Consider the following 24,227-nt stretch of genomic DNA (forward strand, 5'->3'; position numbering starts at 1 on the left):
TTATCCTCTATTTGGTTTTATCACGGAGCAACAGCTGACTGAGCGCCACCAACAGCAGCGACAGCAGCAGCAAAATTGTCGCCAGCGCGTTCACTTCCGGTGACACGCCAACTTTCACCATCGAATAGATTTTTAACGGCAAAATTTCGAAGCTCGGGCCGGTGACGAACGACGATACCACGACATCGTCCATCGACAGCGTGAAGCTCAACAGCCAACCCGCTGCGACCGCCGGCAGCGCCAGCGGCAGCAGAATTTTGCGCAAAATGGTGACTTCGCTGGCACCAAGATCTTTGGCGGCTTCCAGCATGCGCACATCAAACCCTTTCAGGCGCGAATAGACGGTGATCACCACAAACGGCAGGCAGAAGGTGATATGCGAGAACAGCAGCGACCAGAAGCCCAGCGAAATGCCCAGCAGCATAAACAGCACCAGCAGCGAAATCGCCATCACGATATCCGGCGACATCATCACCACAAACAGCATGCCGCTGACGAACGGTTTACCACGGAAGCGATAGCGATAGAGCGCGACGGCGGTCAGCGAGCCGATAATCGTGGCGCAGCTGGCAGAGAGCACGCCCATCAGCAATGAATGTTGTGCCGCCTGAATCAGGCTGTCGTTATTCATCAGCAGGCGATACCACTGCGTGCTGAAGCCCTGCCAGTTAATGCCGAAACGCGAACGGTTGAAGGAGTTGACGATCAGAATGATGATCGGGATATAAAACCAGGCATAAATCACGGCCATGAAGCCGCCACGTAACCAGCGCGCCATCATTGCAGTTCCACCTTGCTGTTCAGCATACGCGCTGCGCGCCAGTAAGCCAGCAGCATCAGCCCCATCAGCAGCGTCATCACAATGCTGGTGGCAGCACCGAACGGCCAGTCACGGATATTCAGGAACTGGCTCTTGATCACGTTGCCAATTAACAGGTTTTTCGCGCCGCCCAGCAAATCCGCTACAAAGAACAAGCCCATCGCCGGGATAAACACCAGCAGGCAACCGGCGACAATGCCCGGCATGGTGAGCGGCAGAATGATGCGTAAAAAGGTTTTCACTTTATTCGCGCCAAGATCGCGCGCCGCTTCGAGGCAGGATTTATCCAGCTTTTCCAGGCTGGAGTAGAGCGGCAGCACCATAAACGGCAGCAGAATGTAGATCAGCCCCAGAATCACCGCTTCCGAGGTGTACATGATGCGAAACGGTTTATCGATCACCCCAAGCCACAGCAAAAACTCATTCAGCCAGCCGCGCGTGCTGAGGAAGATTTTCAGACCGTAGATACGGATCAGCGAGTTGGTCCAGAACGGCACAATCAGCAGGAACAGCATCAGCGGACGCAGGCGCGCCGGCAGTTTCGTCAGACACCAGGCAAACGGATAACCGAGCAGCAGGCAGCACAGCGTGGCGATCAACGCCATATTCAGCGAGTGCAGCAGCACATCAGCGTAGAGCGGATCGAGCAGCCGCGTGTAGTTATTTAGGGTGAAGGCCATACTGACAAAATGCGCATCATCGCGCGTCAGGAAGCTGGTGGCGAAAATCATCAGGTTAGGCAGCAGCACAAACAGCGTGAGCCAGCTGACGATCAGGGCAACAATGACTTTCTGCAGGCGGTTACGCATCAACTTCATACGGCAACACCACCTCCCAGTTGGCGACCCAGCTGACGGCCATTTTCTGGTTCAGCGAGTGATCAAAATCGGGATCGTCTTCGTTGAAGAACTCGCTCACCGTCAGCAGCTTGCCGTTCTCCAGCTCAACAGTAGACTCCAGCGTCATGCCTTTATAGTTGCGCTCGCGCACGAAGCCGATCAGATTATCGCTGCGGCTGTCGTGGTCGATCTCTTCAACGCGCAGATCTTCCGGGCGCAGCAGCACGTGCAGTTTATCGCCGACGCTGACCGGGAAATCACATTGCAGCGTGCATTCAAGGCCTTCCACACGCGCGCGGATTGTAGGCGCATGATCGCTATTCAGCACCTCGGCATCGAACACGTTAATCTCGCCAATAAAACGCGCCACAAACAGGTTGGCGGGCTCTTCGTAAATCTCGCGTGGCGTGCCGTCCTGTTCGATGCGGCCATCGCGCATTACCACGATACGATCGGACATGGTCAGCGCCTCTTCCTGATCGTGCGTCACAAACACAAAGGTGATGCCAAGCTTACGCTGTAGCGCTTTGAGCTCGTTTTGCATCTGGCGCCGCAGCTTGTAATCCAGCGCCGACAGCGACTCGTCCAGCAGCAGCACTTTCGGGCGATTGACCACCGCGCGCGCAATCGCCACGCGCTGCTGCTGACCGCCCGAAAGCTGATGCGGACGGCGATCGGCAAAACTCTCCAGTTGTACCATCGCCAGCGCATCGTTAACGCGCGTGGTGATCTCCGCCGCCGGGGTTTTCTGCATGCGCAGGCCAAAGGCGACGTTCTCAAACACCGACATGTGCGGGAACAGCGCGTAGCTCTGAAACACGGTGTTAATGTGGCGATGCTCGGCGGGCAGATCGGTGATGTCGTTATCATCAAGAGTGATATGACCGCGATCGGCCGCTTCCAGCCCGGCAATCAGGCGTAAAATGGTGGTTTTTCCGCAGCCGGAAGGGCCAAGCAGCGTGATGAACTCGCCGTGACGGATGGTCAGGTCAAAGTCAGAGATGATGGTTTTGCCATCAAAAGCTTTACTGATGCCAGAAAGCGTAACCAGCGCAGGCGCGCGTGTTTGCGTCATTTTAGTCACTCAGTCTGATGGTGAATCAGGTTACAGCATAGCCGCTGGTGGCCGCTTGCTGTGATGAAGGGCGCGATGATACCGCAAAAATGTGTCAATGCCATGTTTTGCCACGGATTTACCTTGAAAACTCTGAAAAATGCCGGAGTATGCGTAACGGATAAGTCGGACAGGCGCGAGTGAGCGAATTTTCAACGCAAGTCACGTTGAGAGAGCTAACCTGAAGGATAATGATTTGACGCAACATGGTGCCATTTGGCCACCATGATAATGACGCAGGTTCTTTAGAGGGATGACAGATGGATCAATTACTTGAGCGTTTTCTCAGTTATGTTGTAGTAGAAACTCAGTCAAAACCTCAGGCACGACAGGTGCCAAGCAGCGAAGGGCAGTGGACGCTGGCGCGTCAATTACAGGAAGAACTTATCGCGCTGGGCTTTGTTGATGTCTCTCTGAGCGATCACTGCTGTGTGATGGGCACCTTACCGGCTAACGTTGATTGGGCCACGCCGGTGATCGGCTTTATTTCGCACATGGACACCTCACCGGATTTTACCGCCAAAAACGTCAATCCGCAGATTATTGAAAACTATCGCGGTGGCGATATCGCGCTCGGTAACGGTGATGAAATTCTGTCACCGGTGATGTTCCCGGTTCTGCATAAGCTGATCGGTCATACGCTGATCACCACCGATGGCAAAACGCTGCTCGGCGCGGATGATAAAGCCGGTATCGCCGAGATCATGACCGCGATGGCGCGTCTGGCAAAAGGGGATACGCCACACGGTGCGATTCGCGTGGCCTTTACACCCGATGAAGAGATTGGTCGCGGCGCGTCGCACTTCGACGTCGAAGGCTTTGCCGCCGATTGGGCGTATACCGTTGATGGCAGCGATCTCGGCGAGTTCGAGTTCGAGAACTTCAATGCCGCTACCGCGATGGTTAAAATCACCGGCAACAACGTGCATCCAGGCAGCGCTAAAAATGTGATGGTCAATGCGTTGGATCTGGCGATGCGCTTCCACGCGGAACTGCCAGCCAAAGAGAAGCCGCAGTATACCGACGGCTATGAAGGCTTCTTCCATCTGCACACCATCAAAGGCACGGTTGAACATGCCGAGCTGATGTATTTGATCCGCGATTTTGATGCCGACAGCTATGAACAGCGTAAACAGCTGCTGGAAGAGATTGGTCAGCGCGTCAGCAAAGGGCTGCAAAGTGAATGTTCGGTGAAAGTGGAGATCAGCGACAGTTATCGCAACATGCGCGAGAAAGTCGAACCGCATCCGCACATTATTGAGTTGGCGCTGCAGGCGATGCGCGATTGCGGCATCGAACCGAACGTCAAACCGATTCGCGGCGGCACCGACGGCTCTGCGCTGTCGTGGAAAGGATTGCCATGCCCGAACCTGTTCACCGGCGGCTACAACTATCACGGCAAGCACGAGTTCGCCTCACTCAATGTGATGGCGCAGTCGGTGGATGTGATCGTGCGTTTGGCTGAGCTGGCGGGGCAGAAGAAGGGCTGATGGTGATTGCTTAGCGCGGGTTGTCCCCCATCCCAGCCTTCCCCCATAAATGGGGGAAGGAGACGCTGCCACATGCAACTCCAAAACGAACATATGGCAGCATCATCCTCCCCCATTTATGGGGGAGGACCGAGGAGGGGGACAGCGAGCACCCACCGAGCACCCACCGAGTTTTAGAAACCCCGAGACAGATTGAAACTTACTCGCCGAAGAACCAATAACCGCTATTCACCAACGCCGCCAGCTGCGCCAGCAGTGAAGGGTCATCCAGCGCATCGCCGAAATCTTCCAGCGTCAGCACGTGATTGTGCGCCAATGCCGCCAGCACATGCGGATGGCTGCTGGTGAGCGATTCACCGTTCACAAACACCACATCGCCAATGGTCAATACGCGCAGGCCGCCGAGCCGCGTCAGCGCATCGCCTTGCTGCAATGCATCGTAGATTTCGTCCGGTTGATACGGCGGCTCTGGCGGTGCGACGTCCAGCTCATGACGCGACTGAGAAATAAACTCGCCAAACCACTGATTAAACTGCTCCGGCTGGTTAATCACATCCATCATGACTTTGCGGATGCCTTCCAGTTCTGACGGCAGAATTTGCGATGGGCAATCGCGCGATGGCACATCGGGATCGCTGTAGCGGTAGCTGCCCAATTCGTTGGCCAGCATGTGATCGGCAAAACCGCTGATCAGCTCGCGACCGTTCGGTGCGCGGAAGCCGACCGAATAGTTGATGGCGTTTTCCAGCGAATAGCCTTCGTGCGGGAATCCTGGCGGAATATAGAGAATATCGCCGGGCTCCATCTCTTCATCGATGATGGCGTCGAAAGGCTCAACCTGCAGCAGATCCGGATGCGGGCAGTGCTGTTTCAACGGCACTTTTTCACCCACGCGCCAGCGACGGCGGCCAGTGCCCTGAATGATAAACACATCGTACTGATCGAAATGCGGACCGACGCCGCCTCCCGGCACGGCAAACGAGATCATCAGGTCGTCAACACGCCAGTCGGGCAGAAAACGGAACGGACGCATCAGTGCGGCAGAAGGTTCATGCCAATGGTTGACCGCCTGAACCAGCAGCGACCAGTTGCTCTCACCGAGATGATCGTAGCTTTCAAACGGGCCGTAGCTGACTTGCCATTTGCCCTCGTTATGGCTGACAAGGCGGCTATCCACCTCATTTTCCATCGCCAGACCGGCCAGCTCGTCAGGAGAAATAGGATCGACGAAGTTTTTAAATCCACGTTTAAGCACCACCGGGCGTTTCTGCCAGTAGCGTTGAATAAAGTCGGGCCAGTTGATATCGAGCTGATAATCCATATGAGGAGTCCGTTTGCTGCAAAGAATGATGGCAAGTATAACAGCCCGCGTCCCTTTCTACTCGCGGTGATGCTCGACTTCCTGGCGCTGGAAAATCACTTCCATACGCGCGCCGCCGAGTGGGCTGGTAGTGGCGATCACCTGACCGGCGTACTGTTCGAGGATGTCGCGCACCACGGCTAAACCTAATCCCTGGCCGGGACGCAAGGTGTCGGCACGTTGACCGCGCACGAAGATCAGATCGCGTTTGCTTTCCGGAATGCCGGGGCCGTCATCATCAATAAACAGATGCAAGGTGTTGTCGGTTTGTCGTGCGGTGACTTCAATAAATTCGAGGCAATATTTGCAGGCGTTATCCAGCACGTTGCCGAGCACTTCCATGAAGTCATTTTTATCGCCGATAAAGGTCAGCTCCGGCGAGATATCCAACGTGATCGCTACGCCCTTGCGTTGATAGACTTTATTCAGTGCCGAGCACAGGCTATCGAGCAGCGCCGAAACCGAATGCAAATCGCGCTGCAGAGGATTGTGATCGGCCTGCATGCTGGCGCGATGCAGGTAATAACCAATCTGCTGCGAGATGCGGCTGATCTGCTCCAGCATCACCGGTTCGGCCTGTTCAATGGTTAACTCTTTACCATTGCGTAACGATCGCAGCGTACTTTGCAGCACTGCCAGCGGGGTTTTCAGGCTATGGGTGACATCCGACAAGGTGGTGCGATAGCGCGTGTAGCGTTGACGTTCGTTGGTCAGCAGCAGGTTAAGATTGCGCACCAGACTGCGTAGCTCTTGCGGCGGATTGTCATCGAGATTCTCGCGCTGACCGGTTTCCAGCTCGCGCACCTGCGAAGTGAGATCGCCTATCGGCCGCAAACTCCAGTGCGCCGCCAGCCACAGCAGCGGGATCACCAGCAGCAGATTGGCCGCCAGCACATAGCTAAACCACGACCACACCACATCGGAATGCTGCAACTCTTGCGGAATTGAGTCGACCACCACAATGGTCAGCGCCGGTAAGTTGGTGGTGGCATCGTAGCGATTGACCGCGACCGAGTGGGTGAAGGTGTCACTGCTGTCGCTATCCAGCGCGTGCAGCCGCTCTTTCGCCTGCGGGTTGTTGCCCATCGCCGCCATGCTGGTGCGATTGCTGGTATCGATTTCGTAGAAATCGGGCTTGAGCAGCCATTCACGATGAATCTTTTTGCGGATTTCGGGCACATCGCGCTGCTGCCACAGCAGTTTGCCGCGTTCATCGTAGATAAAGACCAGCGTGGGGAAATTGAGCGTCATGCGCTCCGGCTGGCCGATGGTGAGCTGATTGTCGTGCCACTGCGCCAGCGTAAAGAACAGATTGCTCTCGCCGCGCATCACGCGATAGGTATTTTTATCGAAACTGACGACATAGCCAACCACCGCGACCATGCCGTAGGAGAGTGACAAAAACAACACGATCGCCGCGGTCGCCAGCAGAAAACGAGCGCGGAGAGAGAAGGGGCGTAAACGCCGGAACCACGTCATAAATCAGAGATCAAAGCGATAGCCCTGGCCGCGTACGGTGTTGATCACTTCGGTTGGATAGAGTGAGAGAATTTTTTTACGCAGACGGCCCATCAACACGTCGATGGTGTGACTTTCGCGCAGTTCGGCATCTGGATAGAGCTGCAGCATCAGCGAATCTTTGCTCACCACTTTACCCGCGTTGCGAATCAGGGTTTCGACGATGGTGTATTCGAAAGCGGTCAATTTTACCGGTTCATCTTGCACCGTCAGTTCGCGGCGAGAGAGATCGACCTGGAACGGCGGCATAGAGATAATTTGCGACGCGTGTCCGCTGTTGCGACGCATCAGCGCCTGCAAGCGTGCAGCCACTTCTTCAATGTGGAAAGGCTTAGTGACGTAGTCGTCGGCACCCGCTTCCAGCGCTTCCACCTTTGCCTGCCAGCCTTCGCGCGCGGTTAAGACCAGAATCGGTTGACGTACCGCATCGGTGCGCCAGCGGCGAATCAGCGACATGCCATCTTCATCGGGCAAACCGAGATCGACCAGCGCGATGTCGGGGACATGTTCTTGCAGGAAATAATCCGCTTCTTTGGCATCTTCTGCGGCGTCGACCTGATGGCCCATTTCACGCAATTGCACGGCGAGGTGATGGCGTAGCAGCGCATTATCTTCCACAACCAGAACACGCATAGTATTTCCTTAGCTTCGAACGTAGTGATGATGAGAAGAGTATACGCAAAGCCAGCTAAACCAGAGAACAACCAGGCGCGCGAAACGCGCCTGGCCACCGCATTACTTCAAATCATCAACCATCTGAATCGCACGGCCGAGGTAGTTGGCTGGCGTCATCTGCTTCAGACGCACTTTTTCCTCTTCCGGCAGTTCGAGGCTATCAATAAAGGTTTGCATACCGGCAGCATCAACGCGTTTACCGCGCGTCAGCTCTTTCAGCTTCTCGTACGGTTTTTCGATACCGTAACGACGCATCACGGTTTGGATTGGCTCAGCCAGTACTTCCCAGTTGTGATCCAGCTCGTCCAGCAGACGATCGCGGTTCACTTCCAGTTTAGAGATGCCTTTCAGTGTGGCTTGATAAGCGATCAGCGCATAACCGATGCCCACGCCAAGGTTACGCAGCACGGTGGAGTCGGTCAGGTCGCGCTGCCAGCGTGACACCGGCAGTTTGCTGGCCAGATGCTGCATCATGGCGTTAGCCAGGCCGAGGTTGCCTTCGGAGTTTTCGAAGTCAATCGGGTTCACTTTGTGCGGCATGGTGGACGAACCGATTTCACCGGCGATGGTTTTCTGCTTGAAGTGATTGAGCGCCACGTAGCCCCAGATATCACGATCAAAGTCGATCAGAATGGTGTTGAAGCGCGCGATACAATCAAACAGTTCAGCGATGTAATCGTGCGGCTCAATCTGCGTGGTGTACGGGTTCCAGGTGAGACCTAAGGAGGTAACAAACTGCTCGCTCAGCTGGTGCCAATCCACTTCCGGGTAGGCGGAGATGTGGGCGTTATAGTTACCGACCGCACCGTTGATTTTACCCAGCACGTCAATTTTGCTCAGCTGACGCAACTGGCGCTCGAGACGGTATGCCACGTTCGCCATCTCTTTACCCATGGTTGACGGCGTTGCCGGCTGGCCATGGGTGCGCGACAGCAGCGGAATGTCACGATATTCGTGTGCCAGGCCTTTAACAGCATCGATCAGTTGGTTCCAGAACGGCACAATCACATCATGACGAGCGGTTTCCAGCATCAGCGCATGCGACAGGTTGTTGATATCTTCGGAGGTACAGGCGAAGTGGATGAATTCAGACACCGCATGCAGCGCGGGTACATCGGCCACTTTCTCTTTCAGGAAATACTCCACGGCTTTGACGTCGTGGTTGGTGGTGCGCTCGATGGTTTTGATGCGTGCCGCGTCTTCTTCGCTGAAATTGGCGACAATGGCATCAAGGAAAGCGTTTGCGTCGGCATCAAATGCAGGAACTTCCTTGATCTCGACAGTCGTGGCCAATTTTTGTAACCAGCGAACCTCAACCTCAACGCGGAATTTCAGCAAACCGAACTCGCTGAAAATGGCGCGCAGTGGGCTGACTTTATCGCCGTAACGACCATCGACAGGTGAAACGGCGGTCAGAGAGGATAATTCCATCAGTGCAACTCCTGAATCGTTTAACAATTATGCCGGGGCGGCGCTTAATACGCCGGGCCCAGGCGGGATAAAATGGTTTTAGCTTCGCTCAGCAAGCGCTGACGCGAGAACATCAGCTGCAGACGGCCACCGCCAACCTGCTGCCATAACACCGCAGAGCGAATGCCGGCCAGCAGGGCGGCGCGCACTTTACTCTGCACTTGTGAATTCTGTAGCACCTGCGGTGAACCTGTCACCTGAATGCGCGGGCCCAGCGGGCTAATCACATCCACATAAATGCCGGCCATTGCGCTGATGATGGTGTCCGATTCCAGCTCGTAATGCGCCAGCTGGCGGTCAAGCTGGCCGATGCGTTGTGCCAGCGTGTTCATCGCGGTTTTGTTGCCATGCAGCTTACGCTCCAGCACCATCATGCTTAAGGTATAACGGGTCAGTTCAGCGCTGGCACCCTGACGATTGCTGCTGTTGAGCACCGCCATCAAGGTCTCTAATCCAACCTTTAAATTGGCTTCGTCGTTGCCAAACACTGCCAGCGTCGAACCGGGATTGAGATCGATCAGGCTGCGCAGCGACACATTCAGTGCCGCGTTATTGCAATTTCCCTGCTGCGCGAGCTGTTGCACCACATGGGCGGCCTGGCATACGCCCGCCAGCGCCAGCGTAATCTCATAATAGTTCTTAGCCACGCTTAACTCCTGTCATCGCGTCGGGCAGCGCCGACCTTAGGCTTCTGCCAGAGGCAGGCGTTGTTCGATAATGCCGCCGCCGAGGCACACTTCACCGAGATAGAACACGGCGGATTGGCCTGGCGTGACGGCCGCAACCGGCTCGTCAAAACGGACTTCAATACGGTCATCGCCGTGCGGAATAATTTCACACGGAATGTCGGTCTGGCGATAGCGGGTTTTCACCGTGCAGCGCAGCGGCGCGGTCATTGGCTGGCGATCAACCCAGTGCAGCTGTTGGGCAATCAACCCCACGGACATCAGGCGCGGATGCTCGCCGCCTTGCGCCACGATCAGGCGATTGCGCGCCACATCTTTGTCGACCACATACCAGGGATCGTCGTTGCTCTCTTTACGGCCGCCGATGCCCAGACCTTTACGCTGGCCGAGCGTGTGGTACATCAAGCCCTGATGTTCACCGACGATTTCGCCGTCAACGGTTTCGATTTCGCCCGGCTGCGCAGGCAGATAACGACCAAGGAAGTCGCGGAACTTGCGCTCACCGATGAAGCAAATGCCGGTGGAATCTTTCTTCTTCGCGGTGATCAGATCCAGCTGCTCAGCGATGCGGCGCACTTCCGGCTTATCCAGTTCGCCAACCGGGAACAGGCTTTGCGCGATCTGCTGGTGGCTGAGCGTGTAAAGGAAATAGCTCTGATCTTTGTTGCCATCGAGGCCGCGCAGCAGGCGGCTTTGACCATCCACATCCTGACGGCGCACGTAGTGGCCGGTGGCGATGAAGTCTGCGCCGAGATCATCCGCCGCGAATTCGAGGAAGGCTTTGAACTTGATCTCTTTGTTGCACAGGATGTCAGGATTCGGCGTGCGGCCGGCTTTGTACTCTTCCAGGAAGTGTTCGAACACGTTATCCCAGTACTCAGCGGCGAAGTTGATTTTGTGCAGTTTGATGCCGAGTTTGTCACACACGGCTTGTGCGTCAGCCAGATCATCGGCGGCGGTGCAATACTCCTCGCCATCGTCTTCCTCCCAGTTCTTCATGAACAGGCCTTCAACCTGGTAGCCCTGCTGCTGCAGTAACCAGGCGGAAACGGAAGAATCGACGCCGCCGGACATTCCGACGATCACTTTTTTCTGGCTGTTGTCAGACATGACGCACTCTTAAATTACGATAAAAACAGGCGGCGCATTCTATCATGCAGAAGCGGGACGCGCACCCTCATGAAACGGCCACTGGAACGGCGCGACCAGATGCAGCGGATAACGCTCGCCTTGTTGCCACAGTCGCACGCTCTCTGCCACTAACGGCGAACGCAGGCGATTGGCCGTCAGAATCTGCTCTGGCGGCAGCCACCAGCAGCAGTCGATGTCGCGATCGTGCGGCGAGGTATCGACTTTTTCGGCCAGATCGAGGCCAAACAGGAAACGCACAAAAGGTGTATCGTCCGGCGCAATCCACTGCTGCACGCCGAGGAAATATTCAGGTTTGGCTTCAATGCCGGTCTCTTCAAACAGTTCACGCTGGGCGGCTTCGAGAAGAGTTTCATTGGCCTCAAGATGCCCGGCGGGCTGGTTCCAGGTAATACGACCGTGCACGCGCTCTTCAACCACCAGCAAATGTCCCTGTGCCTGCACAATACAGGCGACCGTTACATGAGGTTTAAACATCCTTCCTCCGAAATTGTTAACTAAAAGTTATTAAATGGCTGCACTGATATCGCGCCATTCACCCGGGGGTAAATCGCCTAACTGATGTTCGCCCATCGCAAAGCGAATCAAGCGCAATGTCGGAAAGCCGATGTGTGCCGTCATGCGGCGCACCTGGCGATTTCTTCCTTCAAACAGGGTGATTTTCAGCCAGCTGGTGGGAATCGCTTTGCGTTCACGAATCGGCGGCTGGCGCGGCCATAGCCACTCTGGCTCGTCCACTAACTCAATCCCTGCCGGCAAAGTGGGGCCATCGTTCAGCGTCACGCCGCTGCGTAACAGGGATAAATCTGATTCCTGCGGCGCACCTTCCACCTGCACAAAATAGACCTTTCCGGTGCGCTTGCCGGGCTGCGTCAGTGCGGCCTGCAGCGCGCCATCATTGGTCAAAATCATCAATCCTTCGCTGTCGCGATCGAGTCTGCCAGCCGCGTAGACGTCGCTCACCGGCACAAAATCCTTCAGCGTGCGGCGTCCGGCTTCGTCACTGAATTGCGGCAAAACATCGAATGGTTTGTTAAAGAGTATGACGCGTCTTGGGCCTTTCGGACGGGTATCGCGGCGCACGGGCTTACGTGCCGGGGCGCTTGCGCGCTTATCCTGGTGAATTCGTTGAGAAGTTTTTCGCATGGGCTTTGCAGTCGGAAACATTCGGCGCATTATAGCGCGAAACTACGGTGATTGGCGTAGCGGAAATAATCAAGTAGTATTGACCCGCATCTTACAAATCATTAACAAAAAATCGCTCGAAGGAGAGGTTGATGGAAAGCAAAGTAGTTGTTCCGGCGGAAGGTCAAAAAATCACCCTGGATCAGGGAAAACTGAATGTTCCGAATAACCCGATTATTCCTTACATTGAAGGTGACGGTATCGGCGTTGATGTTTCCCCGGTAATGTTGAAAGTGGTTGATGCCGCTGTGAAGAAAGCCTACAACGGCGAGCGAAAAATTTCCTGGATGGAAATTTATACCGGCGAAAAATCAGTAGAACTCTACGGCCAGGACGTCTGGCTGCCGCAGGAAACCCTCGATTTAATCAAAGAATATCGCGTTGCCATCAAAGGCCCGCTGACTACTCCAGTTGGTGGCGGTATTCGTTCTCTGAACGTTGCGCTGCGTCAGGAGCTGGATCTGTACGTTTGTCTGCGTCCGGTTCGCTACTACAAAGGCACGCCAAGCCCGGTTAAGCGTCCAGAAGAGACCGACATGGTGATCTTCCGTGAAAACTCAGAAGATATCTATGCCGGTATCGAGTGGAAAGCGGGCACGCCAGAAGCGGATAAAGTGATCAAGTTCCTGCGCGAAGAGATGGGGGTGAAGAAAATTCGCTTCCCTGAGCAGTGTGGTATCGGCGTTAAGCCATGCTCGGAAGAGGGCACTAAACGTCTGGTGCGCGCAGCGGTTGAATACACCATCACCAACGACCGTGATTCTCTGACCCTGGTTCACAAAGGCAACATCATGAAGTTCACCGAAGGTTCTTTCAAAGACTGGGGTTACCAGTTAGTGAAAGAAGAGTTCGGCGGCGAGCTGATCGATGGCGGCCCGTGGATGAAGTTCAAGAACCCGAACACCGGTAAAGAGATCATCGTTAAAGACGTGATCGCCGACGCCTTCCTGCAGCAGATCCTGCTGCGTCCGGCGGAATACGACGTGATCGCCTGTATGAACCTGAACGGTGACTACATCTCTGATGCCCTGGCGGCACAGGTTGGCGGTATCGGTATTGCACCAGGCGCCAACATCGGTGACGAATGTGCCCTGTTCGAAGCGACACACGGTACAGCACCGAAGTATGCAGGTCAGGATAAAGTGAACCCAGGTTCAGTGATCCTGTCAGCTGAAATGATGCTGCGTCATCTGGAGTGGTTCGAAGCGGCTGACTTAATCGTTAAAGGTGTTGAAGGCGCAATCGCTAACAAAACCGTGACCTACGATTTCGAACGTCTGATGGAAGGCGCTAAACTGCTGAAATGTTCAGAGTTTGGTGACGCGATCATCAGCAACATGTAATTTGCCACTCAGGCAGAAAGCATAACGGGAGCCAATGGCTCCCTTTTTTTGTCTAAAGTTCGCGGATAATCTCGGTTTATTGCCTTGCCAGCACCGACTGAGCATCGATAATCATGCATTTTCCTGTGCAGCTCTCATTGCCGGTGATCACTGGCGATTTGGTTAGAGTGTAATTCATACCCGCTTCTTTTTTTACGGTGAATGCCATACCGGCAAACGTCCACGACATGCCTAAAGATAAAGAACCAAACTCATCATATTTCGATGATTTTGCAATTTTTGGCAAATTCTCACTATTTAAGCGGTAGTAAAGGGCGCCATCGAAATCTTTTGCGACCATTTTAGTTATTTCGGCTTTTAAAAGTGCATACTCTTTTTGCTGAGGTGAAGAAAAACCCTCTTTAATATTACTGGCTGCAAGCCATCCGGCAGCGACAGGCAGCAATATATATATGAATCGTGAGTATTTTGTCTTATCGATAACCAAGAATAGCCCGATAAGGAAGCAAGAAGTGGTAATCAGCGAGAGCGCACTGATAGTACGGTAAGCCGCCCAACTCTCCGTCACCAGCAAGTTTGGTGTCACTGCTGCAACAGCGAACAGGAAAGATAAAAACACTTTCTCTTTGCCATTCTCATTAATGTTTTTCAATCCAATAAAGATGAATAACAGAGATATGATAACCGAGAGTGCTTTTCTGCCAGTGTCAAAGTTACAGATGGCATTTTTTAATGGCTCTACAAAGAACCATTTTATCTTTCCCATGAGATCGATGGTGATATTACTTCTTGAAAGTGTCTCGCCGAATAACAGGAGCGGGATGGCTTTGGCTAATATTAATGCCATCAACATGCCAAAGAAAATCATTAAGAATGTACGAATGAGTTCCTTTTTATCGACTTTACGTGAAGTCAGGCAAGTGTCCATAAACGCAAAAAAAAGAAAACACATCGCAGTGGGCTGGTAAATAGCGAAAGAGAGCGTAATCAGCAAGGCTGACACCGTTACTCCCTTAATACCACGCAATCGGGTTAATGCTGAGTAACTCCATCCAGCAAGAAGAATAGACGTTACAAAAGGAAAACATACTGACCAGGCGTTGAATACCTGAAAAGAGGGCAGTAAACAGATCACTAAAGAGAATATAACTCTCTGCAGTGGATTTTTAAGGATACCTCTCTCAGAGATAAATTTGTAAAAGTAAAAGCTTAGTAAAATAAGAGAGACAACGGATAGCACTCTTATCAGTATCAAAGAGTCCACGCTGGATATCAGGAAAGAGAAACCATAGCGCAAAGCGCCATAGGCCGGCCTTCCAGAAAGGACGTCCCACTTGAAAATGCTGGCAGGATCAGTTTGGGCGCTGAACAGATAGTACCAATCATCCGAAAAGGCATAGCTTGAAAGAAAGACAGGGCTATAGCAAACCAATAATGCCGCAGCTAAAAAAAGATAAACTTTAAAGTTATTACAAGCTATGTTTGTCATCTGCTTCCTTTTTAATATATCGAGGTCTATGCTTGGTTTCAATATATATCCTGCCAATATATTCACCTAGCACACCTATTCCAATTAATTGAATTCCACCCAAAAACAGTATTGATACCAGTAGTGATGGATAACCTGCTACCGGGTTACCCCATATTATTTTATCAATGATCATCCACGCGCCATAAACGAACGACAGGAATGCGACAAAAAAACCAATATAGGTCCACACTCTGAGCGGAAAGGTTGAGAAACTGGTCAGCCCTTCAAGCGCTAAATTCCAAAGTCGCCATCCGTTAAACTTTGCCTCTCCCGCAACGCGCGCTGAACGGCTATATTCCACGATGGCAGCATCACCCTCCACCCAACTCAGGATGCCTTTCATAAACAGATTGCGTTCCTGCAATTGCTTTATGTTTTCGACAGTCGCGCGCGAAAGTAAACGAAAGTCTCCAACATTTTCTTCAAGCTTTGGTGAGCTGATCTTATTATGCAGTTTATAAAACCATGCAGCAGTTTTACGCTTAAAATGACTATCGCTACTGCGGTCATTGCGTTTTGCCAGCACAATCGGCCATCCCTCTTGCCATTTGCTTATGAGCAAGGGAATCACTTCGATGGGATCCTGTAAATCAACGTCAACCGGAATGACTGCATCACCGGTAGCATGTTCAAGTCCGGCAAGCAGCGCGGTTTCTTTACCAAAGTTACGAATAAAGTTAATGACTAATACAGATTCATCATCATCCCGCAGCGACTTAATAATCTGCTCGGTTTTATCGGTACTGCCATCATTAATGAAGACAATTTCGAGAGGGTAAGAAGAGAGTTTTTCTTTGACGGTACGATAGAATATCGGGATTGCATCTTCTTCATTGAAGACGGGAACGACCAGAGAAATTTTCACTTTTTCACCTTAAAAACAATAAAGTTTGAATAGATGAAGCCGAATACCAGGCTTATTATTGAAAATGAAATAAGCGTAATAATCGGATTAATATGCGTATGATCGGCGAAACTGCCAATGCCTGCGGCCATCATGCCCATAAAGGCCACGAAGATGACATAGCGAAAAGTTGTCGCTTCGGCTTTAAACGTCCAGCGTGCATTGGCAAAAAATGAAAATGTTACCGCGACAATGAAAGCCAACAGATTAGCCAGCCATTGGCGGGTATTAAGAGCATACAGGGCTGCAAACACCATCCAATGAATCAGGGTGTTAATGATGCCAACTGATAAAAAACGTGAGAATAATTTCAACATAGTGAAATATTAGCCATGACGACATCATTATTTGCAAAATAGATGCGAATTTTACATGCAGGGGTACAATAAATAAAGTTGAAAAATCAGTGTCTTCACCGGTATGTCATAAGCGCAGGCTATTCACTCATCATCAGAAAAAAACGGAAGCTAATCGCTTCCGTTTTTTAATGCATTAATCGACTTGCTGCTCATTGGTTTTGGCGATTTGGGCACGCTCCTGCGACAGCCGCCAGAAATCGCTGCCGCCCGGTTGCTGATACATCCGCAGCGAGAAGTGACCAACAATTGCATAGATATACTCAAAAATGGCCGACTGAGAATCCTCGTAATCTACCCACAATACTGACGAGGTGAAGCAATAAACCTCCACCGGCAAGCCTTCGGGCGAAGGCTTCATGGCGCGTACCACGATATACATATCCTTTTTGATATCGTCGCGCTGCGACAGCCACGCCGTCAGGTATTTACGAAACACCGTCAGATTGGTAATGCCGTTTTCTGCAAACCAGCGTTCGCCCACCGCATTGCTATCGCGGCCATCTATCAGTGCTGAAAGTTGCTCACTGACGCCGCGGATTTGGCTCATCTGCTGCACCATCTCGTGATCGAGAAAGCGTATCGACATCTGATCAAGATGGAAACTGCGCATAATGCGGCGCGCGCCAGAGGAGAACATCGCCTGCCAGTTGGTGTAGGTTTCGGTGAGGAAGTTTTTGGTGGGGATACGCGACAGCGTATTGTCCCAGTTGCGAATGGTGATGGTATGCAGCGCGATATCGATCACTTCGCCGCTGATGCCGTTATCCGGCATCTCAATCCAGTCGCCGAGTTGCAGCACATCGTTCGATGACACCTGAATATTGGCCACCAGCGACATCAGCGTATGCTGGAACACCAACATCAATACCGCCGCTACGGCACCCAAACTGGAGATAATAATCACCGGCGATTTATTCGACATAATCGCCAGAATCATAATCGCCGAAATAATGTGCACCAGAATCTTGCCGACCTGGATATAACCCTTGATCGAGTGATTTTTGCGCTTGGCTTTTTTCGAATAGGAGTTATTAACGATCTCCAGCACTTCGGTAAAGAACAGCGATAAATAGACGAAGAACAGAATGCCGCAGATGGTCTTAATTGCGATCAACAGATGCTCGGGTAAATCTGGCATAAACTGCAGCAGATAATAGACCGTGATCACCGGGATAAAGTTAGAGAGCTTCTCCGACAGCCTGACGTCCTTATCCAGCGGCACCTGATTTTTGTGCGTGCTGAAGAACACCTTTCTGACCACCTTAACGATAAAGAATTTACAGATCAGATGGGCGATCATGCCGGCAAACATCAATAACACCAGGCTGAAAGCGGCCGACAGCACCGTGTTACCCTCAATAAAACTTTGTATTTTGCTTAAATAATTCATTTCAACCACATGCCGGACAGTGTTGGCGGGAATTCAAACATAATCGCGCCGATGGCGATATGCGACGCGTGCGCATTAGTCTACACCATCGTGGGTTTACATTCCCTTTCGCAGAACTTTGAAACAGTTAACATTTACGTGCTGATGGCAGTGTGCATTAAAGACTAAACCGTTATCTTCAGCGCTTACGATTCAGGAGGTGGTATGCAAGGTGTAATCAAGTTCGTTAAGGGCTGGCTGCTGTTTTCGCTGTTGTGGGGCATCTTTATGTGGTTTGTTTCGTGGCAGGCGCAGGGCAAAGAGATCGGCATGGTGATCGTGATGAGCTTGTATGCGGGATTAATTTACCAGGCGCTGATGACCATGGTTGCGCGATACAAAGCACGGCGCGCGCAGGTGTAGTTGTACACAACTGACTACAGAGCTTTGCGGCACATTGACGCTCATTTTCATTTACTCAGGCAATCTGAGCCGACATATCTCAGCTTGCTGGAAAAAGAACGATGGTAAAGAAAGTTGTCGCTGCGTGTTTTTTTCTGCTGCTGTCTGTGGTCGCTTGCGCACAGCCTTCAAGCTTAATAACGTTAAGCCTGCAGCACGATCGTCATTTGAAGATGGAAAACAGCACCGCAGATGTGGCTGAAACGCCGGATGAACATATCAAAGAAGGAATATATGAAGTGGGTCAGCGCCATTAAAATCGGGGCCTTGAGGCCCCGTTTTAACGGATTACTTACGTCCGAGCAGAAAACCGACAATCACACCAATGCTGGCTGCAACTGCCAGGCCGGTCGCGGGGTTATCGCGTACCGATTTCACCACACAATCCGCTGCATCCTGAACCGCATAGCTGGCCTGAGCCGGATAACGACGCGCCGCGCCTTTTGCTTCATGACGGCGTGAACCGGTGAATTGACCAAATTTTTCCTGGACGGCACCCGCCGCTTCATTCAATTTTGCTTCCGCTTTGTCGCTCATAATGACTCCCTGATCGTGGTGAATGTCCTGTAAAGCGTAGTCAGAGAAACTACAGGCAGCAAATGACGCAGCGGTAAAGGTTGTAACAGCAGTTTGCAGTACGCAAAAATTCTGCGCATGCCAGCGGAGTGGGAAAGCGAAAACCTGAAGTTAGCGCTGACCGCGATAAGCCGGATACCAGCTCACCAGAAAGTGACGCAGGTGGTCAAAACACCATTCGGCATCGTCGGCCTGCTGGCAGTAATAGCGTAAGGTCACTTTTTCGTAGCGCATGTGGCGCTGCTGCAGGGGAGACCAGCTCCAATCAAGCACCGCACGCGCGTAGTTGATTAGCGTGCCATTCTGCATGTTGTGCTGCTTCTCCTGACGGCTGAGGTAGATTTCAAACGCCTGATCGAGGCTTTGCGTCTCTTCTGTATTGAAGCCTGCCACCGTCGGACGAAATGCCACATCGATAAATCCGCACACGCCATCGTCACGTTGCTGCAAGTCGCAGGCCAGCGTCATAAATAAGCCATCCTGCAGATTCACTTCTTCCAGCAGGCGCCGCATATTTTCGGAGTGTTTACCGGCGGTGATCTCATCAATACGATCGGTTTCCAGCGTGAGGTCAAATCCACAGGGATTCACCGAGCCATCCGCATTGGTGCTGGCCGGAAAGGGGAAATCGATATAGCCGTTGTTATCCAGACTCTTTTCCATCATGCAGGTCCGCCGCGTGCGATGGGCAGACAATAAACCATCTCACGCTGCGACGCACGGCTTATGGGCACGTCCAGGTAATCATGGTGTTCTGATAAGGATTGATCAGGCGGAACTGTTTATCAGACAGGCGTTGCGCGTAGAAGCCCTCCGCGGTGATGGCCGATGGCACGTACTGAAAGCGATCGGTGGAGTGCAGCGTACCGCTTTGCACCTTCACGCCATCGCGCGATACGGCGAAGGCGCTCACCAAATCAAAGATGCGCGCCTGCGTGTTGCCCATCGATTGTCCATAAATCGTCGACACTTCGCCCGGACAGTCGACACCTTTCGGTGCGGAACTGCAGCCAGCTAACATTAAAAGGGTGAGTACAACCGTGATTCGCCACATGAGCACCTGCTTCATTCCCTGGTTTGCCATGGCACGCCTATGCGTACTGATAAGTGGATCATAGCAGGTCTGACGCTGCTTCCTATTTGTCATTTGTATAATCGTTAAGCGGAAGGAATGTAAAGGGGTGACTTTCCTGGCGGAGAAACGGTATTCTTGCCAGCGTTGCGCACCAGGTAAGCAAAACAAGGGTAAATTAATGAAAGAAGAAGAAGCGAGTTTAATGATTCTTCAGCACGCGATCGACAAATTAGAAGCCGACAAAAAGAAGCAGGTAATGAACTGCGTAGCGGCCATTCAGGAAGTGATGCAGCGTTTTGAAGCCGAAGAAGCCGGACTGGCATTGATGTTGGTCGCGGCGCAAGTGGCTGCTGAGTAGTGCCTGCTCCCGCAGAATCTCATTGCGCTTGATGTACCAGGCTTTGCTGTTGTTGGATGAAGTTTATGGAATGCAGCAGCAAGGCCAATCCCTCCACGAAATCATCATTTAACCTCAGCGGAGAACCCAATGAAGGCATTAGTCATGGCCGTTGGCGTGCTGGCTTGTCAGATAGCGCCCGCCTGGAGCGAAACCGAATACCAAATCACCTGTCCCGGCCGTCCGACTATGACGGTATCGCGTGCCGAGTATGGTTTGAGTACGTTAATGTGGCCAACGCGCCACTTCCAGATTGCTGCCGGGCAGCAGCGCACCAGCCTGAAAGGGGGCGATAAAGTCGCCATCACCCGTTTTCGTAATGGCGATCAGTTAATCGTGAACAAAAAGAACGATGAAACTTTCTTCGTCTACGCCAACAGCAACAAGTTGTTGCCCTGCAGCCGCACCGATAAGCGCGACGCGCAGATTCTGTCGCTGGAACGCTACGACGACAGCGCGCGTCCAAACTCGTGAGTTAATAGCCCGGTTTAATCAGTTGCCGCTGGCGCAAATCCAGCGGCGACTGTTCCGCCTCATCAATGGCTGCCAGCCAGCTCTGCAAATTCACCTTAGCCCACGAAAGATGTCCGCGCGTGGTGCTCATCAGCACGACATCCGGGCGTAACGAGCGATACAACTCCAGCGACTGCTGCAGTTCGGTGGGATTGCTTTCAGGCATCAGCACGCTGATCCAGCGGTTGTAATCGCGGGTCAGCGTATCGCCGACAAACAGATAAGTGTGGCCGAGCGGCGAGTGGTAGAGATAGCTGCTGCTGCCGGGCGTGTGTCCGGGCGTCGGCAGCAGGTGAAAATCGCCGAAGTGCGTCTCTTGCTGTGTAAAGGTTTCGTCGGGCTCAATCACCAAACTGACCGGCCCGAGCGAACGACTGTGGCAATAGAGCGCGCTATTAAAGCGCTGCTGAATGGCGATCGCCCCCGGCGCGGCTTCGTGCCAGTGAGTTAAATAGTGGCGAATGACGCCGCCGGCATCGTTGAGGAACTCATGGTCGAGCGGATGCTCCACGCGACCAATCAATAAATTGCCGCGTGGGTGGCACAGCATAAAGCCATGCATCATTAAGTCACTCGCCGTCTCTTCGGCGGGGAATTCTGGCGTGGAGATCCACAAATCGTCGTACAGTGGCTTCATTGTCGGTCTCCTGCGGCAACACGTTAGCGCAATGTCGGGTGGCCGGTGAAGGCGAACTGTGCTTCTCCATTCTCAATCTGCAACGTGGCGCTAGCGCCCAGCGGCAGCGTCACGGTATCGGCATCGTGTCCAAAAGCCAGATCGCTAATCACTGGAATCTGAAACTCGTCACGAATGCGCTGCCACACTGTGGCAAAATCAAAACCGTTGTCATACGCCGACAGCGATGTGCTGGTAAAGCTGCCGGTAATAATCGCTTGCTGGCGCGACAAAATGCCACTCTGCTGCAACTGAATCAGCATGCGCTCGATACGGAACGGATGTTCGTTCACATCTTCGATCACCAGAATGCCGCCTTCAATTTGCGGCATCCACGGCGTACCAATCAGCGAGCAAATCATCGCTAAATTGCCGCCCCATAAAGTGCCTTGCCAGCGGCCGTGATCCGGGCTGGTGCTGTGCCAGCTTAGATTGACTGTAGGTGATGTCAGCGTTTGCCAAAAGTGCGATTCGGTAAAATCAGATAATGCCTCGGCGCCGAAGTTACCGGCCAACATCGGCCCGCTAAAGGTGATCAGCCCGATTTGTGCCAGTAACGCCAATTGCAGCGCGGTGAAATCGCTGTGGCCGCACAGCGCCACCGGTTGATTGAGCAATCGACGTTGCAGACCAACGTAATCGATCTTATCCAGCAAACGTGAAGCGCCGTAGCCGCCACGCACCGCCAGCACGATATCGGGCAGCGCCTCCAGCGTGGCCAGCGCATTGATATCATTCAGCCGCTGCGCATCATCGCCGGCAAAGCGTTGAAAGCGGCGGGTGATCGCCGATAGATTGTCAAGATGATGGCCAGCAGCCTGTAAACGACTCACCGCGCGCTGGGCGGCGTCCTGATTGTGGCAATAACCGGAAGGGGCAATGAGACGTAGCGTGCGGGGAGTAACCATAACTTCCATCCTGCTGTAGAGTGGCCTGCTGATGATGACGAAATGCGTTATCGAAGTCACGGTAGCATAAGGTTTTTTACCGATTTAGGATAAACGGTAATTTTGCATCGCGCTGCGCCAGGTATGATAGCTTGCGCCAACCCTATTGCGGAACCAAAAATCAGTGAAAATTCGCCTACTTATGCTTTCTGCACTGCTGCTTGCTGGCTGTTCCAGCGAGCCGGAAAAACCGGCACTGCCCGAGAAGAATACGCCGTTAACTCAGGCACCGCCGTCGAAAGTGAATGATGCATGGTCAATGTTTACCGAAGATGCCGCCAGTCATTATGGCGTTGATGAGAAGTTAATCAGCGCCATTATTAGTGTCGAATCCGGAGGCAATCCCACCGTGGTGAGCCGTTCCAATGCGGTTGGTCTGATGCAAATTAAGGCCTCGACCGCGGGCCGCGAAGTCTATCGCACCCAGGGCCGTCATGGTCAGCCATCCTCGTCCGAGCTGCGCGATCCGGCCAAGAACATCGATATTGGCGCGGCCTACCTGAAAATTCTGCAGGATTCCGCCTTAGCCGGAATTCGCGATCCGCTGACCCTGCGTTACGCCACCATTGTCTCCTACGCCAACGGTGCTGGTGCCTTGCTGCGTACTTTCTCACGTGACCGCGACCGTGCTATTGCGATGATCAATTCCATGACGCCGGACGAGTTTTACCAGCACGTACAGAATAAGCATCCGGCGGCACAGGCCCCGCGTTATTTATGGAAAGTCACCACCGCCTACCGCACCATCGGTTGATGCTGTACACCTATCTGTTGCGGCGCGATTTATGACGCAATGAATTGCGCCGCTACACCAACAATCGCGCCGTCGGATAATCCACAATCAACACCTGCACATAACCGCCGCGCAACGCCCCGCGAATCGCCTGCGCTTTCTCTTTGCCGCCCGCTAACGCAACCACCTGCGGACAGCGTTTTACCTGCGCCAACTCCATACCAATTACCGGATCTTCCTCTGCGCTCAGCACCGGTTGACCGTCGGCGTCAAAATAGTGCAGGCAGATATCGCCCACCGCGCCGCGTTCGGCCAGCGTTTGCAGCATCTCACCGTCGTAATAGTTGCCGGAATTGCGCAGCAGGGCGGACGGCTCGAGATCGCCGATGCCGACAATCGCCAGGTCCACCTGATCAAACTTTTCCAGTACCACCGCGACATCGGGATTAACCGATAAACGCTGGCGATCCTTTACCGAGTGTTCGATTGATTGCGACGGCAGCAGCCACGCCGGACAACCCAGCAGCGCCGCGAGATTCTGCGTTAGAATCGTGGCCTGCACATTGCCGTTGGCGCCCACGCCGCCCAGTAGCTGAATGACGCCTTTGCACGGCGCGCTGAGCGGATGCAGCGCATCGACCATGGCGCGAATGGTGCCGCTCCAGGAGGAAATGCCAATCAGCTCATCGGCACGCACCCGCGTTTCCAGATAGTGCGCGGCGGCGGAACCGATCGCCTGTTTGATCTGCAATGCGGAAGCCTGATCCGGCACATCCACCACAATCACCTGCGGCAGTTGATACAGCTGCTCAATGGCTTTTTCCAGCTCAGGGAACACATTGGCCGGCGGCACCACGCTGATCTTCACCACACCTTCTTTCACGCTGCGATTAAGGATGCGCGACACAAAAGATTGCGACAGCTTCAACAGCTGCGCAATGTCGGACTGCTTCCTGCCTTCCACATAATAAAGCGTGGCGATTTTCACCATCAGCCGCTGTTCATCCTGTTTTGCCATGGTTTTTTCTCTCTCTTA

28 protein-coding genes are annotated in these 24,227 nt (G+C 53.0%); 7 read left to right on the plus strand and 21 right to left on the minus strand.

Translation table 11 applies throughout. The annotated features are described in order from the left end of the window. Nucleotides 1–7: 7 nt before the first annotated feature. Genes potC through potA form a run of 3 tightly spaced genes read right to left on the minus strand, consistent with a single transcriptional unit; the run spans nucleotide 8 to nucleotide 2,734 of the window. Complete coding sequence (potC, locus tag DEU53_RS02630) at nucleotides 8–781, minus strand: spermidine/putrescine ABC transporter permease PotC (protein ID WP_061716930.1); 774 nt, start codon at nucleotides 779–781, stop codon at nucleotides 8–10. Continuing rightward, the gene (gene potB / locus DEU53_RS02635; protein ID WP_101760814.1) at nucleotides 778–1,638 is read right to left on the minus strand and encodes a spermidine/putrescine ABC transporter permease PotB; all 861 of its coding nucleotides are present in this window, start codon (nucleotides 1,636–1,638) and stop codon (nucleotides 778–780) included. Before potB ends, potC begins: the two co-directional genes overlap by 4 nt. Continuing rightward, nucleotides 1,622–2,734 (minus strand): spermidine/putrescine ABC transporter ATP-binding protein PotA, encoded by a 1,113-nt coding sequence (gene potA, locus DEU53_RS02640; protein ID WP_110865941.1) that lies wholly within the window; start codon nucleotides 2,732–2,734, stop codon nucleotides 1,622–1,624. The genes potB and potA overlap by 17 nt, the downstream gene beginning before the upstream one ends. Before the next feature lie 299 nt (nucleotides 2,735–3,033). On the opposite strand from potA, the gene pepT reads away from it, so the two are divergent. Continuing rightward, nucleotides 3,034–4,263 carry a peptidase T gene (pepT, locus tag DEU53_RS02645; RefSeq protein WP_110865942.1) on the plus strand — a complete coding sequence of 410 codons (1,230 nt, stop codon included), beginning with the start codon at nucleotides 3,034–3,036 and terminating at the stop codon, nucleotides 4,261–4,263. Between the two features lie 199 nt (nucleotides 4,264–4,462). Here the strand turns inward: pepT and DEU53_RS02655 are convergent, their stop codons facing one another. The 8 genes from DEU53_RS02655 to rluE form a co-directional block, all read right to left on the minus strand. Continuing rightward, nucleotides 4,463–5,584 (minus strand): cupin domain-containing protein, encoded by a 1,122-nt coding sequence (locus DEU53_RS02655; protein ID WP_110865943.1) that lies wholly within the window; start codon nucleotides 5,582–5,584, stop codon nucleotides 4,463–4,465. Between the two features lie 57 nt (nucleotides 5,585–5,641). After that, on the minus strand, nucleotides 5,642–7,102 hold the full coding sequence (gene phoQ, locus DEU53_RS02660; protein ID WP_101760810.1) for a two-component system sensor histidine kinase PhoQ: 1,461 nt from the start codon (nucleotides 7,100–7,102) through the stop codon (nucleotides 5,642–5,644). Between the two features lie 3 nt (nucleotides 7,103–7,105). Continuing rightward, nucleotides 7,106–7,774 (minus strand): two-component system response regulator PhoP, encoded by a 669-nt coding sequence (phoP, locus tag DEU53_RS02665; RefSeq protein ID WP_101760808.1) that lies wholly within the window; start codon nucleotides 7,772–7,774, stop codon nucleotides 7,106–7,108. Between the two features lie 102 nt (nucleotides 7,775–7,876). Next, complete coding sequence (gene purB, locus DEU53_RS02670; RefSeq protein ID WP_110865944.1) at nucleotides 7,877–9,247, minus strand: adenylosuccinate lyase; 1,371 nt, start codon at nucleotides 9,245–9,247, stop codon at nucleotides 7,877–7,879. Nucleotides 9,248–9,291: 44 nt separating this feature from the next. After that, entirely contained in the window at nucleotides 9,292–9,933 is a 642-nt protein-coding gene (gene hflD, locus DEU53_RS02675; protein ID WP_101760806.1) for a high frequency lysogenization protein HflD, read from the minus strand. 36 nt (nucleotides 9,934–9,969) lie between these two features. Beyond that, the gene (mnmA, locus tag DEU53_RS02680) at nucleotides 9,970–11,082 is read right to left on the minus strand and encodes a tRNA 2-thiouridine(34) synthase MnmA (RefSeq protein WP_110865945.1); all 1,113 of its coding nucleotides are present in this window, start codon (nucleotides 11,080–11,082) and stop codon (nucleotides 9,970–9,972) included. Between the two features lie 42 nt (nucleotides 11,083–11,124). Beyond that, a complete protein-coding gene (locus DEU53_RS02685) occupies nucleotides 11,125–11,598 on the minus strand; it encodes an NUDIX domain-containing protein (RefSeq protein ID WP_101760804.1) in 474 nt (157 codons plus the stop codon). Nucleotides 11,599–11,628: 30 nt separating this feature from the next. Then, complete coding sequence (gene rluE, locus DEU53_RS02690; protein WP_370445550.1) at nucleotides 11,629–12,267, minus strand: 23S rRNA pseudouridine(2457) synthase RluE; 639 nt, start codon at nucleotides 12,265–12,267, stop codon at nucleotides 11,629–11,631. 131 nt (nucleotides 12,268–12,398) lie between these two features. Between rluE and icd the strand changes: the two genes are divergently transcribed. Further along, nucleotides 12,399–13,649, plus strand: a complete 1,251-nt coding sequence (icd, locus tag DEU53_RS02695) for an NADP-dependent isocitrate dehydrogenase (RefSeq protein WP_064740914.1) — start codon at nucleotides 12,399–12,401, stop codon at nucleotides 13,647–13,649. 76 nt (nucleotides 13,650–13,725) lie between these two features. On the opposite strand, the gene DEU53_RS02700 is transcribed toward icd, so the two are convergent. The 4 genes from DEU53_RS02700 to DEU53_RS02715 form a co-directional block, all read right to left on the minus strand. Next, complete coding sequence (locus DEU53_RS02700; protein WP_110865947.1) at nucleotides 13,726–15,138, minus strand: glucosyltransferase domain-containing protein; 1,413 nt, start codon at nucleotides 15,136–15,138, stop codon at nucleotides 13,726–13,728. After that, the gene (locus DEU53_RS02705) at nucleotides 15,119–16,045 is read right to left on the minus strand and encodes a glycosyltransferase family 2 protein (RefSeq protein ID WP_110865948.1); all 927 of its coding nucleotides are present in this window, start codon (nucleotides 16,043–16,045) and stop codon (nucleotides 15,119–15,121) included. The genes DEU53_RS02700 and DEU53_RS02705 overlap by 20 nt, the downstream gene beginning before the upstream one ends. Then, nucleotides 16,042–16,401 (minus strand): GtrA family protein, encoded by a 360-nt coding sequence (locus DEU53_RS02710; RefSeq protein WP_101760800.1) that lies wholly within the window; start codon nucleotides 16,399–16,401, stop codon nucleotides 16,042–16,044. Before DEU53_RS02710 ends, DEU53_RS02705 begins: the two co-directional genes overlap by 4 nt. 175 nt (nucleotides 16,402–16,576) lie before the next feature. After that, nucleotides 16,577–17,833: a mechanosensitive ion channel family protein gene (locus DEU53_RS02715; RefSeq protein ID WP_110865949.1), complete on the minus strand. Its 1,257-nt coding sequence runs from the start codon at nucleotides 17,831–17,833 to the stop codon at nucleotides 16,577–16,579. 204 nt (nucleotides 17,834–18,037) lie between these two features. Here DEU53_RS02715 and DEU53_RS02720 point away from each other — a divergent pair, with 204 nt between their 5' ends. Further along, on the plus strand, nucleotides 18,038–18,235 hold the full coding sequence (locus tag DEU53_RS02720; protein ID WP_007891509.1) for a DUF6404 family protein: 198 nt from the start codon (nucleotides 18,038–18,040) through the stop codon (nucleotides 18,233–18,235). Between the two features lie 101 nt (nucleotides 18,236–18,336). Further along, the gene (locus DEU53_RS02725; RefSeq protein WP_110865950.1) at nucleotides 18,337–18,531 is read left to right on the plus strand and encodes a hypothetical protein; all 195 of its coding nucleotides are present in this window, start codon (nucleotides 18,337–18,339) and stop codon (nucleotides 18,529–18,531) included. A 31-nt stretch (nucleotides 18,532–18,562) separates the two neighbouring features. Here the strand turns inward: DEU53_RS02725 and DEU53_RS02730 are convergent, their stop codons facing one another. From DEU53_RS02730 to DEU53_RS02740, 3 genes are all read right to left on the minus strand, one after another. Beyond that, nucleotides 18,563–18,811, minus strand: coding sequence for a DUF883 family protein (locus DEU53_RS02730; protein WP_101760797.1), 249 nt, complete (start codon nucleotides 18,809–18,811; stop codon nucleotides 18,563–18,565). A gap of 150 nt (nucleotides 18,812–18,961) precedes the next feature. Next, the gene (locus DEU53_RS02735; protein WP_110866434.1) at nucleotides 18,962–19,513 is read right to left on the minus strand and encodes a hypothetical protein; all 552 of its coding nucleotides are present in this window, start codon (nucleotides 19,511–19,513) and stop codon (nucleotides 18,962–18,964) included. A gap of 61 nt (nucleotides 19,514–19,574) precedes the next feature. Beyond that, entirely contained in the window at nucleotides 19,575–19,904 is a 330-nt protein-coding gene (locus DEU53_RS02740; protein WP_101761034.1) for a hypothetical protein, read from the minus strand. Between the two features lie 199 nt (nucleotides 19,905–20,103). Between DEU53_RS02740 and DEU53_RS02745 the strand changes: the two genes are divergently transcribed. Continuing rightward, nucleotides 20,104–20,283, plus strand: coding sequence for a hypothetical protein (locus tag DEU53_RS02745; protein ID WP_008108187.1), 180 nt, complete (start codon nucleotides 20,104–20,106; stop codon nucleotides 20,281–20,283). Nucleotides 20,284–20,412: 129 nt separating this feature from the next. Further along, nucleotides 20,413–20,796 carry a hypothetical protein gene (locus tag DEU53_RS02750; RefSeq protein WP_101760796.1) on the plus strand — a complete coding sequence of 128 codons (384 nt, stop codon included), beginning with the start codon at nucleotides 20,413–20,415 and terminating at the stop codon, nucleotides 20,794–20,796. Between the two features lies 1 nt (nucleotide 20,797). Here DEU53_RS02750 and DEU53_RS02755 read toward each other — a convergent pair whose 3' ends face one another. Together DEU53_RS02755 and ldcA are read right to left on the minus strand one after the other, a co-directional pair. Next, on the minus strand, nucleotides 20,798–21,472 hold the full coding sequence (locus DEU53_RS02755) for an MBL fold metallo-hydrolase (protein ID WP_101760794.1): 675 nt from the start codon (nucleotides 21,470–21,472) through the stop codon (nucleotides 20,798–20,800). Between the two features lie 23 nt (nucleotides 21,473–21,495). Next, on the minus strand, nucleotides 21,496–22,419 hold the full coding sequence (gene ldcA, locus DEU53_RS02760) for a muramoyltetrapeptide carboxypeptidase (RefSeq protein ID WP_110865951.1): 924 nt from the start codon (nucleotides 22,417–22,419) through the stop codon (nucleotides 21,496–21,498). Nucleotides 22,420–22,582: 163 nt separating this feature from the next. On the opposite strand from ldcA, the gene emtA reads away from it, so the two are divergent. Then, nucleotides 22,583–23,212, plus strand: coding sequence for a membrane-bound lytic murein transglycosylase EmtA (emtA, locus tag DEU53_RS02765; protein WP_072093393.1), 630 nt, complete (start codon nucleotides 22,583–22,585; stop codon nucleotides 23,210–23,212). Nucleotides 23,213–23,264: 52 nt separating this feature from the next. On the opposite strand, the gene DEU53_RS02770 is transcribed toward emtA, so the two are convergent. Then, nucleotides 23,265–24,209, minus strand: coding sequence for a sugar-binding transcriptional regulator (locus DEU53_RS02770; RefSeq protein ID WP_110865952.1), 945 nt, complete (start codon nucleotides 24,207–24,209; stop codon nucleotides 23,265–23,267). Between the last annotated feature and the right edge of the window lie 18 nt (nucleotides 24,210–24,227).

Origin of the sequence: Pantoea sp. AG1095, from assembly GCF_003208415.1 — a bacterium.
In the GTDB taxonomy this organism is placed as follows: domain Bacteria; phylum Pseudomonadota; class Gammaproteobacteria; order Enterobacterales; family Enterobacteriaceae; genus Pantoea; species Pantoea leporis.

What these genes read in the sequence shown, in the direction of transcription:
- potC (WP_061716930.1), bottom strand. Translation starts at nt 781, where the DNA reads ATGATGGCGCGCTGGTTACGTGGCGGCTTCATGGCCGTGATTTATGCC.
- potB (WP_101760814.1), bottom strand. Translation starts at nt 1,638, where the DNA reads ATGAAGTTGATGCGTAACCGCCTGCAGAAAGTCATTGTTGCCCTGATC.
- potA (WP_110865941.1), bottom strand. Translation starts at nt 2,734, where the DNA reads ATGACGCAAACACGCGCGCCTGCGCTGGTTACGCTTTCTGGCATCAGT.
- pepT (WP_110865942.1), top strand. Translation starts at nt 3,034, where the DNA reads ATGGATCAATTACTTGAGCGTTTTCTCAGTTATGTTGTAGTAGAAACT.
- DEU53_RS02655 (WP_110865943.1), bottom strand. Translation starts at nt 5,584, where the DNA reads ATGGATTATCAGCTCGATATCAACTGGCCCGACTTTATTCAACGCTAC.
- phoQ (WP_101760810.1), bottom strand. Translation starts at nt 7,102, where the DNA reads ATGACGTGGTTCCGGCGTTTACGCCCCTTCTCTCTCCGCGCTCGTTTT.
- phoP (WP_101760808.1), bottom strand. Translation starts at nt 7,774, where the DNA reads ATGCGTGTTCTGGTTGTGGAAGATAATGCGCTGCTACGCCATCACCTC.
- purB (WP_110865944.1), bottom strand. Translation starts at nt 9,247, where the DNA reads ATGGAATTATCCTCTCTGACCGCCGTTTCACCTGTCGATGGTCGTTAC.
- mnmA (WP_110865945.1), bottom strand. Translation starts at nt 11,082, where the DNA reads ATGTCTGACAACAGCCAGAAAAAAGTGATCGTCGGAATGTCCGGCGGC.
- DEU53_RS02685 (WP_101760804.1), bottom strand. Translation starts at nt 11,598, where the DNA reads ATGTTTAAACCTCATGTAACGGTCGCCTGTATTGTGCAGGCACAGGGA.
- rluE (WP_370445550.1), bottom strand. Translation starts at nt 12,267, where the DNA reads ATGCGAAAAACTTCTCAACGAATTCACCAGGATAAGCGCGCAAGCGCC.
- icd (WP_064740914.1), top strand. Translation starts at nt 12,399, where the DNA reads ATGGAAAGCAAAGTAGTTGTTCCGGCGGAAGGTCAAAAAATCACCCTG.
- DEU53_RS02700 (WP_110865947.1), bottom strand. Translation starts at nt 15,138, where the DNA reads ATGACAAACATAGCTTGTAATAACTTTAAAGTTTATCTTTTTTTAGCT.
- DEU53_RS02710 (WP_101760800.1), bottom strand. Translation starts at nt 16,401, where the DNA reads ATGTTGAAATTATTCTCACGTTTTTTATCAGTTGGCATCATTAACACC.
- DEU53_RS02715 (WP_110865949.1), bottom strand. Translation starts at nt 17,833, where the DNA reads ATGAATTATTTAAGCAAAATACAAAGTTTTATTGAGGGTAACACGGTG.
- DEU53_RS02720 (WP_007891509.1), top strand. Translation starts at nt 18,038, where the DNA reads ATGCAAGGTGTAATCAAGTTCGTTAAGGGCTGGCTGCTGTTTTCGCTG.
- DEU53_RS02725 (WP_110865950.1), top strand. Translation starts at nt 18,337, where the DNA reads ATGGTAAAGAAAGTTGTCGCTGCGTGTTTTTTTCTGCTGCTGTCTGTG.
- DEU53_RS02730 (WP_101760797.1), bottom strand. Translation starts at nt 18,811, where the DNA reads ATGAGCGACAAAGCGGAAGCAAAATTGAATGAAGCGGCGGGTGCCGTC.
- DEU53_RS02735 (WP_110866434.1), bottom strand. Translation starts at nt 19,513, where the DNA reads ATGGAAAAGAGTCTGGATAACAACGGCTATATCGATTTCCCCTTTCCG.
- DEU53_RS02740 (WP_101761034.1), bottom strand. Translation starts at nt 19,904, where the DNA reads ATGTGGCGAATCACGGTTGTACTCACCCTTTTAATGTTAGCTGGCTGC.
- DEU53_RS02745 (WP_008108187.1), top strand. Translation starts at nt 20,104, where the DNA reads ATGAAAGAAGAAGAAGCGAGTTTAATGATTCTTCAGCACGCGATCGAC.
- DEU53_RS02750 (WP_101760796.1), top strand. Translation starts at nt 20,413, where the DNA reads ATGAAGGCATTAGTCATGGCCGTTGGCGTGCTGGCTTGTCAGATAGCG.
- DEU53_RS02755 (WP_101760794.1), bottom strand. Translation starts at nt 21,472, where the DNA reads ATGAAGCCACTGTACGACGATTTGTGGATCTCCACGCCAGAATTCCCC.
- ldcA (WP_110865951.1), bottom strand. Translation starts at nt 22,419, where the DNA reads ATGGTTACTCCCCGCACGCTACGTCTCATTGCCCCTTCCGGTTATTGC.
- DEU53_RS02770 (WP_110865952.1), bottom strand. Translation starts at nt 24,209, where the DNA reads ATGGCAAAACAGGATGAACAGCGGCTGATGGTGAAAATCGCCACGCTT.